Origin of the sequence: Exiguobacterium sp. UBA1053 (assembly GCF_002316465.1) — a bacterium.
GTDB lineage: Bacteria > Bacillota > Bacilli > Exiguobacteriales > Exiguobacteriaceae > Exiguobacterium_A > Exiguobacterium_A abrahamii.
Genome location: NZ_DCDO01000018.1, coordinates 29,274 through 46,976 on the forward strand (window position 1 = coordinate 29,274; position 17,703 = coordinate 46,976).

A 17,703-nucleotide genomic window follows, 5' to 3' on the forward strand; every position below is an offset into this window, starting at 1 on the left:
ACATGAAGATGAAGACATTACCAAACGATTTCTTATGGGGCGGTGCGTTAGCAGCGCATCAATTCGAAGGCGGCTGGAACGCTGGTGGAAAAGGACCGAGCGTCGTCGATGTATTGACGGCAGGGGCGCACGGTGTCGCTCGTCGCATCACGGATCAAGTAGAAGAGGATGAATTTTATCCGAACCATGAAGCGATTGATTTCTATCATCGTTATAAAGAGGATATCGCGCTGTTCGCTGAGATGGGACTGAAGTGTCTCCGGACATCGATCGGTTGGAGTCGGATTTTCCCGAACGGGGACGAGACAGAACCGAACGAAGAAGGACTGAAGTTCTATGATGATGTCTTCGACGAATTACTGAAATACGGTATCGAACCAATCATCACGTTGTCGCATTTTGAGATGCCACTCCATCTTGCGCGTGAATACGGCGGTTTCCGCAACCGGAAAGTAGCGCTGTTCTTCGAAAAATTCGCGGAAGTCTGTTTCACGCGTTACAAAGACAAGGTCAAATACTGGATGACATTCAATGAGATCAACAACAAGATGGATGTCAGCAATCCATTATTCCTCTGGACGAATTCCGGTGTCCTCCTTGATCCGGAAGAGAACGCGATGGAAGTCATGTATCAAACGGGACACCACGAGTTACTCGCAAGTGCACTTGCCGTCGCGAAAGGAAAAGCGATCAACCCGGACTTCGAGATCGGAGCAATGGTCTCGCACGTACCGATCTATCCGTACTCATCGCACCCGAAAGATATTCTGCTTGCTGAGACATCGATGCGTCAGCGTTACTTCTTCCCGGATGTTCAAGTCCGTGGTTATTATCCGTCTTACGCATTGAATGAGTTCAAACGGGAAGGGTATGATATTCCGATCCTAGACGGTGACGCAGAAATCTTGCAAAACGGAACAGTCGACTATCTTGGATTCAGTTACTATATGTCGACGACCGTCAAACATGATGCTGTCGTCAATAACACGGGCAACATCGTCAACGGTGGTCTCGCGAATGGTGTCGAGAACCCATACATCCAGTCGAGTGATTGGGGTTGGGCGATTGATCCTGTTGGTCTTCGATATGCGATGAATCGTCTGTACGATCGTTACCAGATTCCGTTGTTCATCGTCGAGAACGGCTTTGGTGCAATCGATACGATCGAGGATGGTCAGATTCATGATACGGCGCGAATTGATTACTTGCGTGCGCATATCGAAGCATTCAAAGCAGCTGTACTCGAAGATGGTGTTGAGTTGATTGGGTACACGCCGTGGGGCGTCATCGACATCGTCTCCTTTACGACAGGGGAGATGAAAAAACGCTACGGCATGATCTACGTCGATCGGGATAACGAGGGTAACGGATCGATGGAACGGATGAAAAAGGATTCGTTCGATTGGTATCGTCACGTCATCGAGACGAATGGTGCTGCGTTACACGGTTCAGAGACGGCAAAATGATGAAGCAAGGGGTAACGGAAAAATCCGTTGCCTCTTTTTTTAAGGATTGGAATGAAAAAGAGACGAGGTATGCCACACTAAAGAAAAACAAAGGATAAATAGATGATCAAAAAACGATATGCTGATCGACGTGACTGGGATCGTATCAAACAGCGACACTATGTTCAAGAGCAGGTCGAGAATGAAGTGTTTCAAGGGCAAGTGACGCTTCTTCAACTTATTGAAGTCGCTTCACCATTAGACGTCCGTTATGGCGACGAAACGATTCAAATCGCTGACGCTGGTTACATTTGGATACAACAGTTTCCAAGTGATGCACATCATGCCGTGACCTCGATGTTTGATGCTTCAGGTCAGTTGGTGCAAACCTATATCGATATCTGTCTTCGTACCGGAGTGGAGGACGGACGTATATACTGGGAGGATCTGTTTCTCGATCTGATCGTTTTGCCATCGGGACAAGTTTTGTTAATCGACACGGACGAACTAGAAGCAGCGCAGGAGCAAGGGATTATCTCACAAGCGGAAAACGCGCTCGCTTGGGCAGAAGCGAAGCGACTGCAGAAACAACTACAAAACGGAACTTTTCCGCTCGTCGCACACGCAGAAGTGATAAAAGAACGGTTAGAACAGCAACTCAAACAGGGAACACCGCGTTGACGGGGTTCCCTGTTTTTTAGGCATGTCGTTCTTCGTTGATCTCGTTCGTTGCGAAATACTGTTGCTTGCGCGGGAGGAGAACCAATCCGAGAAAACAGATTGTCACGATCACGAGGAGGCAGGCAAATAGAATCGTACTGAAACGAATCGACCAGATGTCACCGAGCAGACCGATCGCGACGATCGCTAGAATCTGTAGCAAACTGACGCCGACACCGTATAGACTCGTAAAGCGTCCCATTAAGTGGAGTGGGATATTCGTCTGTTGGAACGTTAGGAAACCGGTCCCCGCAAATGCGTGGAAACAACCGAGCAACAAGAAACCGATACAGACGATTGAAAACGAATTCGCACTTGCATACAGCATGTAACCGACGGCGACGAATACATAGCCAATCGTCAGCATCATCCGAACGGAGAGTGTTTTGGCGTAGCGGGCGACGACCCAGCTGCCGGCGACGGAACCGATCCCAGTCAGACTCATCAGTAAACCATAATCGGTTTCCGTTAAGCCGATGCTTCGCTGTAAAAAGACGACTTCTTGCGTATCAAGTGCAAGTGTCGCGATCATCATCAGCATCGCGAGGATGTATAATCCGGTCACGTAGCGTGCGCTTTTGCTGAACTGATAGACAAGCCGCCAATCGGATATAATGCCTTGCAGCCGCATCCCTCGTTCGACCGAAGCGGTAAAACGCGGCAAGCGCATCAGCAGGACAGCTGATCCGAGAAACGAGACAGCGTTGAGCCAAATGGCAACGTCGGCAGAAGCAACATAGAGCATTCCTCCAGCGAGAGCCGGACCAACTAAAAAGGCACCAGACGTGATCAGACTACGATAGGCATTAAACGACGTCCGATCGTTTTGTGAAACAAGCGTCGTGATGTAGGTCAACGTTGCCGGTTCAACGACCGCTTTGATGATAGCTAAGGCGATCAAATCGATGTAAAGCAACGATAATGGTAAAAATGGCATGATCCCGATTAAGAAAGCACGCAACAAATCAGTCTGAATCAACAGTCGACATAAGTCGGATCGGTCGACCCAACTTCCTGCGAACGACTTGATGATGAGAGCGACGACCGGACTGATGATCCACAGCGCAGCAACGGCTGACGCTGAGCCGGTCAAGCGATAGATATATACGTTGATCGCAACGAGATAAATGAAGTCACCAAACTGTGAAATACCGAGCGCACTTAAGAGTATTCGTTCCCGAGAAGACATGACAGCACCCTTTCTTACATCATTTTCCAATAGTATACCAGAAAATTCTGATAACGTTTTCGTATATCTCTATACTTTTCATAGAAGAGTGGGTATACTTGGAAAAAATCAAAGAAAGAAGTGTTAGATCATGTTAACGACCATCGATTTATATCAAGCTTTGCCTGTACTTGAAACGGAACGACTCCGTTTACGACCAGTTCGCACGGAAGATGCAGCACATATCTATGCCTATACGAAAGATGAAGAGACAGCAAGATATGTCAGCTGGCATGCGCATAAAAGCCTCACGGATTCTGAACAATTCGTCGAACACATCCTTCGCCAATACGAACTAGGGAATCCGGCACCATGGGCAATCGAAGACAAAACGAGCGGTCGGGTCATCGGAACGATTGATTTCATCAAAGTCTCGTTTGAGCAACAGCAAGCAGAACTCGGTTATGCACTGTCGCGCGAGTATTGGGGAAAGGGTTTGATGCCGGAAGCAGCAGCGCGTCTTGTGCAGTACGGATTTGAGACACTCGGACTCGAGCGCATTCAAGCCCGTTGTTTTGTTGCGAATGATGGGTCTGCTCGTGTCATGGAAAAGGTCGGTATGACGTTTGAAGGAATTTCGCGGAGTGCTTTATACGTTAAAGAGCGTTTCTGGGACTTAAAAATTTATGCGATCACGCGCAGCGATTACGAAGGGAAGTAAGCGATGGGTTCACGACTGATGCATGCCTACATCGGACAACGGTTGATTACGTTACTTCCGAAACTAGAACCTGCTCGATTCCTTCTCGGTACGATCGCTCCTGATGCACGCTATGACGAGAAGGAGCAAGCCCACTATTATACGGGTGAATTAGCGAGCGGGACACGAACAATTGACTACGAAGCATTTTGGGGAGATTCGACGTCTTGGGATCCATCTTTTCGAAGTGGCTATTACGTCCATCTGATAGCGGACGATATTTGGTTACGCGGTTTTTACATGAGTTGGGTACGGCAAGCAATCATAGCCGACGACTCGATCGGTTTAAGGTATCATGATGACTTTAGGCGGTACAATACACGCATCGCTCCGTTCGTGAACTGGAATGAACAAGCGATCAACGGAGCGCTTCATGAAGTGAGTGTACAGTCGAGGTGGAAAGCACTTCCGCAATTTGTTAGCGAGGTAGAAGAGGACCGACGAACCGTTCTGCCACAAGAATATGATATCTTGTTGCCGCATCAATTGGACGGATACATCGAAACAGCGATTGAACGGTCCATCCATCACCTAGGTGAAAAAGGGCTAAAGATTAATCCAGCCAAAGAATCATCTCCGAATCATTGAAATGATCCATTTGACGGTTCCGAATAATATGTAGCAGCATCCGTTCAGTAGACCAAACCAAATGATAATTAACAAATTTCCTAAACCTGTGAACCAGTCCGTAAATGGTGTGAGAAATAGAAAGAATACGATAACGGTCGAACTGACAGAAAGAATGAAGAAAAAAATTGCTAAACCAGCGATTATAGAAGAAATAAGTCGCTTATAGATAAGATAGATCGCTGCCACATTCAACGATAAAATATAGATTACAAACGCAATTAAAAATAATTGCGACATAAAATCACCTCCGAATAACAATAAGACGAAGAACGCATCCGTTTAGATTAGGATGCGTTTTTCTATGTTTATTGTAAAATGTCTTGAAAATAATCGTATGAATACGGTTGAACAAAAAGAAAATCGATTTTTAAATTTTAATTCAAAGCAAAACACTCGGAATAAGTTTAGAACTGTGTTACTATGGAAATAAGAAAAGTAAGGAAGTAAGGAATACAAGAAAAAACACAGAAAGAAGGAAGTTCGTGATGGAGCTATCAAAGTTAACGTCAAAAGGACAGATCACCATCCCCAAAAAAATTCGGCAGGCTTTGCAAGTGGAGGAAGGAGATCGCGTGGCATTCATTGAGGAGGACGGGTTTGTCATCATGGCGAAAGCGGATTTGAAACAGCTGCATGACCTTCAAGATATATTGAGCGATGAGACGTTCAAGACGCTCATCCACAAAGCGAATCATCATTTGTAAAAAACAAATAAGGAGGATATAACAGATGGATATGCGCGAAGTAGATTTACCAGGAATCGGACGGAAGTTCGAAGGCATCACGACACGAGGAGATAAGGTGGTCGTCATCGTCCATGACGACGGACGACGCGAGATGCATCACTATGATGACGACGATTTTGATGAGAGCATCTCGAGCGTGACGTTTAATGATGCAGAAGCCCGTCAGATGGCAGGAATTCTCGGAGGATTATCCTATAAGCCGAAGGATCTTGAGAAAATCGAACTCGCGTTTGATGATCTCGTCATCGAGTGGTTCAAAGTCGGTCAGGATTCAAAGGTCAACAATCGAACGATCGGTGAACTCGATGTCCGTAACCATTACGATATTTCAATCATTGCGGTGCTCAAGCATGACCGTTCAAAATCGCTCAATCCAGGACCGGATACACGCCTTGAAGCCGGTGATACGATCGTCTTATCTGGAGAACGTCAAAACATCCGTCACATCACGAAAGCATTATTCTCAATCGAAGGAGGCGGATAATATATGGATCATCTCATATTTGAAGTCGGTACCGCGCTTATCTTAGTGGCGATCGCGGCAGTGCTCGCGAACAGACTCAATTTCTCGATCATCCCGTTTCTAATCATTCTCGGGATGATTGTTGGACCGCACGCTCCGACAATCGGGATACTAGACTTCAAGTTCATTGAAAGTGCTGAGTTCATCAGTTTCCTCGGACGAATCGGTGTCCTGTTCCTCTTATTCTATCTCGGACTCGAGTTTTCGATCGGTAAGTTGATCCGGTCCGGAAAATCGATTGTCACGAGTGGAACGATTTATTTATCGATTAACTTTACCGGTGGTCTCTTATACGGATTCATCGCCGGATTCCCACTCTATGAAGTACTCGTCATCGCCGGAATCATTACGATCTCCTCGAGTGCGATCGTGGCGAAAGTCCTCGTTGATCTCCGCCGGACCGGTAACACGGAGACGGAATTGATTCTTGGAATCATCATGTTCGAGGACATTTTCCTCGCGGTCTACTTGTCGGTCTTATCGGGACTGCTTCTCGGCGGTGGGACGACGTTACTTGCGTCCCTTACCTCAATCTTGATCGCCCTCGGCTATATGTTGCTGTTCTTCATCGTCGCTCGGAAAGCAACACCGCTTTTGAATAAGATGCTAAAGATCGCCTCGGACGAAGTCTTCATCATCGTCGTCTTTGCTGCCTTGTTCTTCATCGCCGGATTCTCGGAAACAATTCATGTTGCGGAAGCGATCGGGGCGTTGTTACTCGGTCTCGTCTTCTCAGAAACCGACCAAGGTGAGCGGATCGAACATCTCGTCGTACCATTCCGTGATTTCTTCGGTGCGATCTTCTTCTTCAGTTTCGGATTGAGCATCGATCCGACGATGTTACTTGACGCCGTCTGGCTCGCACTCGGTGCCGTCGTCATCACGATCATCGGGAACTACGTGGCTGGTATGATTGCTGGACGTAAAGCAGGCTTGTCACACAAAGCATCCTCAAACATCGGCTTGACGATCGTCTCGCGCGGGGAGTTCTCGATCATCGTCGCGAATCTCGGAATCGCCGGTGGATTGATGGATATCTTGTCACCATTCTCTGCTTTATATGTCTTGATTCTCGCCATTCTCGGACCGTTGATGACGAAGGAATCAAAACGGATTTACAACGTCATGAATAAAATCTTCAAGTGGACGGAACCAAAAGCGAAAAAGACGAAGAAAAATGCCTGACTGATATAAACGAACAACCGGTTCGCTTTCCCGAACCGGTTGTTGTTGTTTAAGTCAAGACTTCATACGTTGCCATCAGGAATTGTCCCGAATGGCGACTTGCTGTCAAACGAAGATTGGTCTCATTCGTCCCTTCCGGAAACAGCGGGATACCTGTTCCGAGGATGACAGGGGCGATTGCCAGTTCAATCGAGCGGATGCGTTTTAAGAGCAACGCTTCTTGAATCAATTCGCCACCACCGATCAGCCAAACGTTACCTTCGATCGTTGGCGAAATCCGGTCAAGCAGTTGGTCGAGCGGCTCATCCGTATAGGTGACTGTCTCAGACGTTCGTTTCGTTCGGCTATAGATATAACTCGGAATACCTGCGTAAGGGTACGTCTCGCTGAGTTGCAGGACTTCATCATATGTTTTTCGTCCCATGATGACGGCACCAACTTGATCATAGAACGCTTGATAACCATTATCCCCGTCTCCGGCAACGGCAAATAACCAATCAAGTGAACCATCGAGTCTGGCAATTTTCCCGTCAAGACTACAAGCGATATAAAGAACGGTCGTAGGTTGTGACATCCATAATTCCTCCTTTTGCATCGTGTGACTTCATCTTAGCGTATAATGACGACAAAAGATGTCGTCATTTAAGGAGGAACTGTATGAATACGAGACAATGGCGTTTAGTACGCTTGTTAAACCGGGGCGAACTCTTCTCTGCACGGATGCTCGCGGAAGAATGTCAGGTGTCGATCCGGACGATTCAACGAGACATGATGGTACTTGAAGCAAATGGTTATCCGATCTACAGTGAACCTGGCGCAGCAGGGGGGTACCGGATGTTGCCACATCGGAACATGCCGCCACTCGTTTTGACGGATGAAGAGACGATTGTCTTCTTCATCCTTCTGGAATGGATTAGTCAGATTCCTGATTTTCCATTCGGAACGATTCGTCAGGAAGTCGCTGAACGTTATGCGAACGAGTTACCGAAGATGACGGAGCAACAGATCGTAAAATGGAAAGACCGCTTTCGCTTTCAAGCGGTCGATACACCACCGTCGCCGCAAAATCCTGCGTTACTCGACTTGTTAGAGAGCGGACGGATGGGGAATATTCTCTATGAGACGACAAAAGGACGACGCATGATCGTCGTAGATCCGATTGGTTTATCGTTCGAACAGAATCGCTGGTACTTCTATGGACAGACGAATCGAGGGTATCGCCAGTTCCGTGTTGATCGGATCAAAGACGTGACGTTTCATGAGTTGCCAGCAACCGAGTTAACTTTTTCAGATTTGGAACAAGATATGACACATCTACCGATGACGACGGTGAAACTGGAAGTATCACCATTAGGCGAACGGTTGCTAGAGGGGATTTTACCGATTCAGTCGGAACGAACATGGTTGGTTCCGGAAACCGAACTGCCGTATCTCGGACGCCAGTTGATGCGACTCGGTCCGGAAGTGCGAGTCCTTGAACCAGTCGACCTTAGGGAGCAGTTGATTCGTCAAGCAGAAGAAATGATTGCTGTGCAACGATCCGATAAGGCGCTCGGACAGGATTGATTAAAAAACTATGTTAGGATATAGGTAGAAAGAAACAATAGAGGAAGGGGTCTTCCATGGAAACACTATCATTGATTTTATTGATGCTTGCCCTCATCTTATTGACGCAAGTCATCGGACATTACATCCGTTTCATCCCAACGGCATTGATTCAAATCATTGCCGGAACCGTCGCCGCTCTCCTGATGAGTGGTTTGACGATCGAGGTCGAATCCGAGTGGTTCCTCCTCTTATTCATCGCACCGTTACTTTATAACGATAGCTCTCACTTCCCACGAGAAGATTTATGGCGGATGCGGACAGCGATCTTCGGGAACGCAATCATCCTCGTCTTGTTGACGACGATCGTCGGAGGGTACTTCATCAACTGGTTGATTCCGGTCATTCCAGTCGCTGCTGCGTTTGCTTTGGCTGCGATTTTATCGCCGACGGATCCGATTGCCGTCAACGGGATTGCGAAACGTGTCCAGATTCCAGAACAGATTCTGACACTCGTTCGCGGAGAATCACTGATCAATGATGCATCGGGATTAGTTGCGTTCAGTTACGCGGTTGCTGCTGTCGTCACGGGTTATTTCTCGATTCAGAGTGCGACTACAGAATTCTTTTATATGTTCTTCGTTGGAGCGTTGATTGGATTGTTAATTTCGCTCGCGATGAACTTTCTCAAGGTTCGCTTGCGCCGGGCGGGTATTGAAGATGTCGTCTTCTACGCTTTACTGCAAATCCTGACACCATTTATCATTTTCTTCGTTGCTGAAGAAGGATTTCATGCTTCAGGCGTCATCGCCGTCGTCACGGGTGGTATCTTGCATGCCTTGATCAAAGAACGAACAGAAACGTTCTTTGCGCAAGAGCAGACGTTGACAGATAACATCTGGACGATGATTGCGTATACGCTAAACGGGATCATTTTCTTATTGCTTGGTTTGACGTTGCCAGAAGCGACACGTGAGATTTTCGCAGATGACGCGATCAACAACTGGCGTCTCATGTTATATGTCATCGAGATCGGTTCATTCATTCTCGCGATCCGTCTCGTCTGGACGATGTTCTTCAATTGGTTTGATCATCGGTTTTTCAAAAAAGAGGACCGGGAGCACCGTCGACCGTCCTTTAAGCAAGATTTGATTACGACACTGGTCGGGGTCCGCGGAACGATCACGATGGTCGGGGTGTTATCATTACCATTCCTGACGGAGTCCGGTGAAGCCTTCCCGGAACGCTCGTTGATCATCTTCCTTGCAGCGGGTGTCATCATCTATACGCTCGTTCTTGCGACGATTCTCTTACCGGTCTTAAACCGGGGCGAAGCGTCAACACCGATTGCACTCGACTTGAACGCCCAAAAACAACGAATGATTCGCCGGGCAATCTCAGAGATCAAACAAGTGACGGACGAAGATAATGCAGTCGTTGCGTTTGATCTCCTTAATGAGTATCATGTCATGCTTCGGTTACTGCGAGCGCAGGAGAAAAGTCAGGAAGAACTAAACCAGTTCAATGATCAATTAAAAGCCCTACGTCTTGAAGCCGTTCAGTGGGAGAAGGAAGAATCAAAACGCTTCGTCGCTGAACATAAGGTGCCGGATTTACTGAAGAAGGATGTCTTCCGCTCGATCGAAAATCGTCGTAAGGCGATCGGCAAGGATTCACGTTTCCAAATCGTCCAACCGATCCGTAAACTCTGGTGGAAACGGAAACGATCGAACATGTCGTCTGATGCGTTGATTCAAATGACGCAAGTCGAGCATGAACTGTATGAAAAGGTAATGGGAACGGTCATCGAACGTCTCGAGAATTGCCGTTCATCGTATCCGCCAGACGTCGTTCAAAGCGTGTTGGAGTTCTATAAACGACTTCGCTTCAAACATACGCGGTGGTCGTCACCAATCGGTGGCAAGGACGTCGATCAGCAAAAAGAAGAACTTTGCTTGAAAGCGATCGAAGTTCAGCGTCTTGAAATCGCGAATATGTCGAAAGAAGGCGATCTCTCGAACGAAGAGGAGAAGGAACTACGCCGCTTCATTCACTATATCGAGAGTGTCGTTCTCTACGAATACGTCGAATAACAACGAGACTGTTCGTTTGTCACATATTTAAAAGGAGCACGTTTTCTCTGAACAAGAGAATCGCGCTCCTTTTGTGCGTCTTGATTTAAATCATGTATAGCGTCTTTTGAACTGCGTAGCGTTGATGGGCGTGAAATAGATGTTCGATTGCTTCAACCGGGTCGATCCATCGTAAGACATGATCATCCTCAATCGGATTTTGTACTTTCTGCTTAGCATCGCAACGATAGAACTGCCCTTCATTCAAATAATATGTCGTTTCATTTTTTGAATAGAAATATTGATTGGCTCGTCCGATGAAATCACCGATTTCGACGTCCATCCCCGTTTCTTCTAGTACCTCTCTTGTAAGACAGTCTTCATACGTCTCATAGGTCTCGATACCGCCACCTGGAAGAAACAACATACCGTCCTTTTTTTGAATGACGGCGATTTTACCTGTTTGAGGGTCGCGCATGACCGCATAAACAGCGAGTCTCGTGATGTAGTGTTGGTTCTGTTGTCTCTGCCCGAATGTGATGACATCCATTGTTTAATCACTCCTTTTCGTATAATCATTTGAATTCAATCATACCTTACAAAATAGTATGTAAGCATCAGCCGTACAAAAACCCCTCATTTCGATTTAGAAATGAGGGGTTACCTATGAATAAAGATGGTTCGTTTCAAACGAAATGTCTGATGGATTAACCGAGCGACAAGTATTTGACTTCGAGATAATCTTCGATGCCGTAGACGCCACCTTCACGACCAAGACCACTCTCTTTATAGCCACCAAATGGAGCTTGTGCAGCAGATGGTGCGCCATCGTTCAGCCCGACAATCCCGTATTCGAGTCGTTTTCCGAGCATCAATGCTTCATCGATGCGTTCAGAGAACGCGTAAGCTGCCAGTCCGTAAGGTGTATTGTTCGCCCGTTCGATGACTTCATCAAGCGTCTCAAAGACAGAGATCGGTGCGAGCGGACCAAACGTCTCTTCCTGCATACAGAGCATATCTTCAGTGACATTCGCAAGCACGGTTGGAGTGACAAAGTAGCCGACAGATTCGTCAATCGTACCACCAGTCAAGATCGTTGCTCCTTTTGCGACAGCGTCATCGATGTGTGCTTTGACTTTTGCGACGGCTTTCGCATTGATCAATGGACCAACTGTCGAGTCAGCGTCCATCCCGTTACCGACTTGCAGTTGTTTGACGGCTGCTGTGAATTTTTCCGTGAATGCGTCAAGAACAGACGCTTGCACGTAGAAGCGGTTCGTCGCGACACACGCTTGTCCACCATTTCGGAATTTAGAGCGCATCGCGCCTTCGACGGCTTTATCGAGATCCGCATTTTCCGTGACGATGAAGGGTGCGTGACCACCGAGTTCAAGTGATAGTTTTTTCACCGTATCGGCTGCTTGACGCATGATCAATTTCCCGACGGCTGTTGAACCTGTGAACGTGATCTTCCGGACGCGAGAATCGGCTTGCCAGACGCCACTGATCGTTGCCGCGTCACCTGTTAGGACGTTGATGACACCTTTAGGGATACCTGCTTCTTTTGCTAATTCAACGAGACGAAGTGCCGTAAACGGTGTTTCTTCCGATGGTTTAAGGACAATCGTACAACCCGCTGCAAGAGCCGGTGCAAGTTTACGTGTGATCATCGCTGCCGGGAAGTTCCATGGTGTGATCGCTGCGACGACACCGACTGGTTCTTTTTCGACGAAGAGTCGTTTTCCTGGAACAGAAGCCGGAATCGTTTCACCGTAAATCCGGCGTGCTTCTTCAGCGTACCAACGGACGTATTGATTGCCGTAATCGACTTCACCGAGTGCTTCGACGTACGGCTTTCCTTGTTCTGTCGTCATGATCCGAGCGAGTTCCTCACGGTGTTCGTTGATCAAGCGATACCAGGCATCGACTAAATTCGCGCGTGTGTCTGCTGTTTCATTTGACCACTTGACGAATGCTTCGCTCGCTGCGTCAACGGAACGTTGTGCGTCTTCCGCTGAACTTGCAGGAACATGTCCGAGCAGTTCTTTCGTTGCTGGGTCGTAGACCGGAATCGTTTCTGTCGTATCGTACCATTCACCATTAATTAAGTTCTTTTCAATCATCTTGTTGCACCTCCGTGAATTTCATTACGTCCTTTATTAAACACCTCAAGACGAGTGAGCGGAAGTTCCGCTTTGGATGGACAGTCATAACGAAACGGAATGACTCAAAAAAGTAGTTAATCGACTGAATAATCGGGAACAGTTAGATATAGAGGGGAATGAAAACGTCAAAATTGATGAAGGAGTCGAAAAACATGAGACGGAACTGGATCATTGGCGGTGTGGCGCTGAGTCTGCTACTAAGTGGATGTGGGGAAAGCGAAGTCAGCGAGAAAAAGTCGGAAAAAACACGCGAGACACAGCAAAAAAGACAAGCTTCGCAACAGGCATACATAGAAAAGACGATACAGCGTGCTGATCGTTACGCTGCCCAGTACGATTATGACCGGGCGATCAAAGTGTTGAAACCCGTCCGCGCAAAAGAGACGAAACAGAGGGAAGAGGAATACGAACAGAAAAAGCAGGCGCTCCTGCCTGTGACGAAACCTGTGCCACATCTCTTTTTTCATTCATTGATTGCTGATCCAAACCAAGCATTTGATGGCGACCGGAAGGAAGCAGGATACGATGATTACATGGTGACGCAACAGGAATTCGAACGGATTTTAGATGCGTTGTATAAAAACGATTACGTACTCGTCCGACCAACAGACTTAGCAAAAGAGTTGAACGGGAAGATCGTTGAAACACCTGTCCGTTTACCAAAAGGAAAACACCCGCTCGTGCTCTCGCAAGATGATGTCAATTATTACGAATACATGAAAGGCGATGGATTTGCGAAGAATTTAAAAGTGAAGGACGGCAAAATCGTCAACGCAATGGTTGGAAAGCCGGATGGTGCCTATGATCTCGTACCAATCGTCGATGCGTTCGTCCAGTCGCATCCTGACTTTTCCTATAAAGGAGCAAAAGGGTTGCTCGGTATCACAGGTTATAACGGGGTGCTCGGGTATCGTTCCTCCTACAATCAATATGGACACAATAAAAAGGTCGAAACGGCACGAAATCAAGCGAAACAGACCGCCATCGCATTAAAAGAGGACGGCTGGCAGTTCGCGAGTCATACGTACGGACATATTTGGGTCGGAAAAGAATCAGTCACGACGATTCGTGCGGATCTTAAACGCTACAAACAGGACGTTGCCCCGCTGATCGGAAAAACGACGCAATTAATTTATCCATACGGTAGTGATGTCGGGGATTGGCACGATTATTCGGGTGAGAAATATCGTTTACTCATCGATAGCGGGTTCCGTTATTTCTTCAATGTTGATGCGAGTCAACATGCGTGGAAACAAGTTGGACCCGACTACTTCCGCCAAGCCCGGATCAACGTTGATGGGATTCGTCTACGTCAAGCCGTTGCTGGAAAGACGAGCATACTCGATCCATTCTTTGATGCGGAAGAAATCTTTGATCCAGCACGACCGGAACGGAAGTGAGTGATTGAAAACTAGTTAATTCATCGATTAAAGCAATTAAAAAGGTAGTGGCTGCGTTCCGTCCTGATCCGTAAATTGATAGGTCTTCGCGAGATCGGCAACGAAGACGGCTTGTCCAGAATAACGTCTAACATCGTCATCCGCCATCAGCGCTGTAACGGCTCGTCCGATATAGGTCGTCGATTCAGTCGCGGCACTCGCGAAACCGGCATCGACAACCCGTTCCGTCCGCATGAAACCGGGGCAGAGCGCGATAACGGAGATGGTCGTCTGAGCTAACTCCTGCGCCATGACGTGCGTCATCCGATTAATCGTTTGCATCGCCAAATCATAATAGAGGTTTCCAGACACCTGCTCTGGAGTGAATGATGTCAAATTGATGACGAGCGCAGCTGGACTCTGTTGCAGTAATGGCATCGCGGCCCGAATCGTCCACAAGTACGCTTTTGGTCCGGCAGACATCATCGCGTCCCAATGTTCAGGTGGTCGCTCCCAAAACCGTCGTCCGGTTCCAGACGGTAAGTGGCTTTCCGAACCACCGAACACACAATTGACGAGGAGATCGATTCGACCATCGCGGTGCTGGATCTGCTGAATCAGACGATCGATATCGTCAAGACTCGTATGGTCACAAACGATCGGGATACCGAGTCCGCCGCGTGCCGTGACACCAGCAGCCGTCTCTTCGATCGTTTCGCTTCGTTGATCCGTTGTCTGTTCATTCGTACTTCGTCCCGTGACGTAAACGATCATTCCGGCGTCACCTAAGGCATATGCGATGCCGCGTCCGGCGCCACGGGAGCCACCAGCGATGAGTGCAATCCGTTTTGACATGATGAAGCTCCTTTCAGATACGAGAAGACGGATGGGCAGATGCGCATCCGTCTTCTTCTGTCTTAAAAACCTTTAATCGTCATCCCACCATCGACATAAAGCGTTTGCCCGGTCACGTAACGGGCTGCAGCAGACGATAAGAAGACGGCTGGTCCAACCAGTTCTTCTAATTCACCGACCCGACCGAGCGGTGTCACGTCAACGATGTCCTGCAAGTATGTAGGATCTTTCAGTAATGGTTCCGTTAATGGTGTCTTAAAATACCACGGTCCGATCGCATTGACACGAATGTTTTGTGGTCCCCATTCAAGCGCCAGAACTTTCGTCATCTGAATCATTGCCGCTTTCGTCGTCGCATACACGACACCGGTCCTTAAGGCGACGTGACCAGCAACCGAGGCGATGTTCAGAATGCTTCCACCTGTCTCCTGCATCCGTTTCCCAATTTCTTGAGCGAAAAAGAAGGCGGATTTCAGATTAGTCTGTTGGATCGTTTCCCACTCGTCTTCCGTCACATCGAGTGCCTTCGAGCGAATGTTCATTCCCGCATTGTTGACGAGCCCATCAATCTGCGGTACTTGTTCGTATGCACGAGCTACCGTCTCGACGACTTGTTTCCGGTCAGTGATGTCGCACGGGAAGATGTAAGCCGTTCGACCGAGTCGTTCGATTTCTTGTGCCGTCTCCTTCAAATCGCGTTCCGTCCGGGCGACGAGAATGATGTTAGCACCGGCTTCTGCCATCCCGATGGCGAGCGCGCGTCCGATACCTCGTCCAGCTCCAGTGATAAGAAATGTCTGATCGGTTAACGAAAAACTTGGAAGATACATGATGTCACGTCCTTTTATTGAGAGTCACCCCTTACTCTAATGAAAAATTGACTGAAAAGAAAGAAAAATCACTCCATAGTAAAGTAGAGATGGTAAAATATTGAAAAGGAGGGATGAGATGAAGCGTGGGTTAGTTGTGACATTATGTATAGCACTCGTGAGCCTTGCTGCGATTCAACTGGTCGGTACAGAAGTCTATCGTTATTTCTTTTATGATCCAGCAACCTATCAAGCTCGATTTATGGCTGATGGAGGCGGAAAGGAAGAAGGAAAACCGACCAAGCAAAAAATGGACATCCAAAGCGGGGGATTTGCGGATAAGGATGCATTAGGAGTTGTTACCTTTTACGGTGTCGTTGGTCTTGTCATACTACTGACTGTCCTCTTCAGTGTACGTTACTTCTTGAAGCGTTTGCGAAAACGACGCAGACGAGAGACTGTAATCGACGATTTAATGGACCCGCCGCCGGTGTTTTCCCCAAATCGTTCGATCCGACAAACACTTGTTGGTGAAGAATCAGAGTCAGAGATTCGCCGTCTGTTACAAACGTTCGATCGGCAACTGACACGACAAAAACGCCGCCGCTCCGAAGAGACGGTCGGCGAATGGTTACAGCGGATTGATGTCACGCTCGATCCATCAATCTATCATCTCGTCCGGTACGGTGAGACACCGGACTCGGCGATTTCACAAAATCAGGTCGATGATCTAAGACATGAACTACAAGTGCACCTTCAGCGCGACTGACCGAGTAAATCAAGCAGGATCGCATGATGGGAGGCGTCTCGTGAGACGAGTGACAATTCGCGGACGACATCAAACCCGTCGACCGGTAACGTCTTGATTTCAGGGGATAGTCCGTCTTGGAAAATCTCCGGCAATAGAGCGATACCCAGTCCTGCACGGATGAAACCGAGGACGCTCGATCCGAATTCCATCTCGTTTTCTGCTTGGTAGACGGCACCTCGCTCGATGAACGCGTCCTTTAGGATGTTCGTCGAATCGCAATCGATCGGAAGCGATAAGAAAGAGGCGTCACGAATTTGATCAAACGCTACAGACGTACAGCCTGTGAATCGTTCGTCGTCTTGATGGACGTAAAGCAAAAAGTTCTCCGTATACAAATGGGTCGTATGATAAGGATGGACATGGTGACGATCGTCGAGTAAGACAGCATCATATCGGCGTTCTTCAAGACCTTGCATCAAATCGATCGTCGTATGCGCCGTCTTTAATTTGAGATCCGGTGCCGTCGCTTGTCGTGAAACATGACGGGGGAGATACGTCATCGCGACGCTTGGCCATGATCCGAGCGTCAGGGTCGTTCGTTCGTCGATCGTACCGATCCGCCGTTTCATCTGATCGATCCGGTCAAGCAGTTCGCGACTCTCTTCAAAGACAATTTCGCCAGCTGTCGTCAACGTGACACCATGTGCCGAACGGTGTAACAGCGAGACGTCGAGTGCACTCTCAAGACTTTTGATTTGTTTACTTAACGCCGGTTGCGTCATATGCAGTACTTCGCTTGCTTTCGTCAGGCTGCCGGTCTCCGCGGTGACGAGGAATGCTTCCATCCATTCGGTCTTCATTGGTTCACGCTCTTTTCATACAGGTTGTTTAGAACGTACGCCATTTGAACGCATCTGACAATCATTTTGCATTTTTTATATTCTTAGTTT

General features: G+C 47.8%; 18 protein-coding genes. 11 read left to right on the plus strand and 7 right to left on the minus strand.

Features of this window, described 5'->3' with window-relative positions; all coding sequences use genetic code 11:
* Positions 1 to 8: 8 nt before the first annotated feature.
* Both bglA and B3G15_RS13730 read left to right on the plus strand, forming a co-directional pair.
* Positions 9 to 1,466 (plus strand): 6-phospho-beta-glucosidase BglA, encoded by a 1,458-nt coding sequence (gene bglA / locus B3G15_RS13725; protein ID WP_290721826.1) that lies wholly within the window; start codon positions 9 to 11, stop codon positions 1,464 to 1,466.
* A gap of 102 nt (positions 1,467 to 1,568) precedes the next feature.
* Positions 1,569 to 2,126 (plus strand): DUF402 domain-containing protein, encoded by a 558-nt coding sequence (locus tag B3G15_RS13730; RefSeq protein WP_290721828.1) that lies wholly within the window; start codon positions 1,569 to 1,571, stop codon positions 2,124 to 2,126.
* A gap of 16 nt (positions 2,127 to 2,142) precedes the next feature.
* Here the strand turns inward: B3G15_RS13730 and B3G15_RS13735 are convergent, their stop codons facing one another.
* Positions 2,143 to 3,354 carry an MFS transporter gene (locus tag B3G15_RS13735; RefSeq protein ID WP_290721829.1) on the minus strand — a complete coding sequence of 404 codons (1,212 nt, stop codon included), beginning with the start codon at positions 3,352 to 3,354 and terminating at the stop codon, positions 2,143 to 2,145.
* A 130-nt stretch (positions 3,355 to 3,484) separates the two neighbouring features.
* On the opposite strand from B3G15_RS13735, the gene B3G15_RS13740 reads away from it, so the two are divergent.
* The 5 genes from B3G15_RS13740 (at position 3,485) to B3G15_RS13760 (ending at position 7,177) form a co-directional block, all read left to right on the plus strand.
* A complete protein-coding gene (locus tag B3G15_RS13740; RefSeq protein WP_290721831.1) occupies positions 3,485 to 4,054 on the plus strand; it encodes a GNAT family N-acetyltransferase in 570 nt (189 codons plus the stop codon).
* A 3-nt stretch (positions 4,055 to 4,057) separates the two neighbouring features.
* On the plus strand, positions 4,058 to 4,681 hold the full coding sequence (locus B3G15_RS13745; RefSeq protein ID WP_290721832.1) for a zinc dependent phospholipase C family protein: 624 nt from the start codon (positions 4,058 to 4,060) through the stop codon (positions 4,679 to 4,681).
* Positions 4,682 to 5,208: 527 nt separating this feature from the next.
* Complete coding sequence (locus B3G15_RS13750) at positions 5,209 to 5,427, plus strand: AbrB/MazE/SpoVT family DNA-binding domain-containing protein (protein ID WP_023468485.1); 219 nt, start codon at positions 5,209 to 5,211, stop codon at positions 5,425 to 5,427.
* Between the two features lie 25 nt (positions 5,428 to 5,452).
* Positions 5,453 to 5,953 (plus strand): cation:proton antiporter regulatory subunit, encoded by a 501-nt coding sequence (locus tag B3G15_RS13755; RefSeq protein ID WP_029341865.1) that lies wholly within the window; start codon positions 5,453 to 5,455, stop codon positions 5,951 to 5,953.
* A 3-nt stretch (positions 5,954 to 5,956) separates the two neighbouring features.
* Positions 5,957 to 7,177 carry a cation:proton antiporter gene (locus B3G15_RS13760; RefSeq protein ID WP_023468483.1) on the plus strand — a complete coding sequence of 407 codons (1,221 nt, stop codon included), beginning with the start codon at positions 5,957 to 5,959 and terminating at the stop codon, positions 7,175 to 7,177.
* A 49-nt stretch (positions 7,178 to 7,226) separates the two neighbouring features.
* On the opposite strand, the gene B3G15_RS13765 is transcribed toward B3G15_RS13760, so the two are convergent.
* Positions 7,227 to 7,751, minus strand: coding sequence for a dihydrofolate reductase family protein (locus B3G15_RS13765; protein WP_290721834.1), 525 nt, complete (start codon positions 7,749 to 7,751; stop codon positions 7,227 to 7,229).
* Between the two features lie 83 nt (positions 7,752 to 7,834).
* Here B3G15_RS13765 and B3G15_RS13770 point away from each other — a divergent pair, with 83 nt between their 5' ends.
* Both B3G15_RS13770 and B3G15_RS13775 read left to right on the plus strand, forming a co-directional pair.
* On the plus strand, positions 7,835 to 8,743 hold the full coding sequence (locus tag B3G15_RS13770) for a helix-turn-helix transcriptional regulator (RefSeq protein WP_290721835.1): 909 nt from the start codon (positions 7,835 to 7,837) through the stop codon (positions 8,741 to 8,743).
* Positions 8,744 to 8,799: 56 nt separating this feature from the next.
* Positions 8,800 to 10,815 (plus strand): Na+/H+ antiporter, encoded by a 2,016-nt coding sequence (locus B3G15_RS13775; protein ID WP_223040424.1) that lies wholly within the window; start codon positions 8,800 to 8,802, stop codon positions 10,813 to 10,815.
* 85 nt (positions 10,816 to 10,900) lie between these two features.
* Here the strand turns inward: B3G15_RS13775 and B3G15_RS13780 are convergent, their stop codons facing one another.
* Positions 10,901 to 11,344 (minus strand): NUDIX hydrolase, encoded by a 444-nt coding sequence (locus B3G15_RS13780; RefSeq protein ID WP_290721837.1) that lies wholly within the window; start codon positions 11,342 to 11,344, stop codon positions 10,901 to 10,903.
* Positions 11,345 to 11,501: 157 nt separating this feature from the next.
* Entirely contained in the window at positions 11,502 to 12,917 is a 1,416-nt protein-coding gene (locus B3G15_RS13785; RefSeq protein ID WP_290721838.1) for an NAD-dependent succinate-semialdehyde dehydrogenase, read from the minus strand.
* 194 nt (positions 12,918 to 13,111) lie between these two features.
* On the opposite strand from B3G15_RS13785, the gene B3G15_RS13790 reads away from it, so the two are divergent.
* Positions 13,112 to 14,359 (plus strand): polysaccharide deacetylase family protein, encoded by a 1,248-nt coding sequence (locus B3G15_RS13790; RefSeq protein WP_290721840.1) that lies wholly within the window; start codon positions 13,112 to 13,114, stop codon positions 14,357 to 14,359.
* A gap of 36 nt (positions 14,360 to 14,395) precedes the next feature.
* Here B3G15_RS13790 and B3G15_RS13795 read toward each other — a convergent pair whose 3' ends face one another.
* The gene (locus B3G15_RS13795) at positions 14,396 to 15,193 is read right to left on the minus strand and encodes an SDR family NAD(P)-dependent oxidoreductase (RefSeq protein ID WP_214857789.1); all 798 of its coding nucleotides are present in this window, start codon (positions 15,191 to 15,193) and stop codon (positions 14,396 to 14,398) included.
* Positions 15,194 to 15,255: 62 nt separating this feature from the next.
* The gene (locus tag B3G15_RS13800) at positions 15,256 to 16,023 is read right to left on the minus strand and encodes an SDR family NAD(P)-dependent oxidoreductase (RefSeq protein WP_214857787.1); all 768 of its coding nucleotides are present in this window, start codon (positions 16,021 to 16,023) and stop codon (positions 15,256 to 15,258) included.
* Between the two features lie 118 nt (positions 16,024 to 16,141).
* On the opposite strand from B3G15_RS13800, the gene B3G15_RS13805 reads away from it, so the two are divergent.
* Complete coding sequence (locus B3G15_RS13805) at positions 16,142 to 16,771, plus strand: hypothetical protein (RefSeq protein WP_290721843.1); 630 nt, start codon at positions 16,142 to 16,144, stop codon at positions 16,769 to 16,771.
* On the opposite strand, the gene B3G15_RS13810 is transcribed toward B3G15_RS13805, so the two are convergent.
* On the minus strand, positions 16,759 to 17,613 hold the full coding sequence (locus tag B3G15_RS13810; protein ID WP_214857784.1) for a LysR family transcriptional regulator: 855 nt from the start codon (positions 17,611 to 17,613) through the stop codon (positions 16,759 to 16,761). The two genes, B3G15_RS13805 and B3G15_RS13810, sit on opposite strands and share 13 nt — an antisense overlap.
* Positions 17,614 to 17,703: the final 90 nt, after the last annotated feature.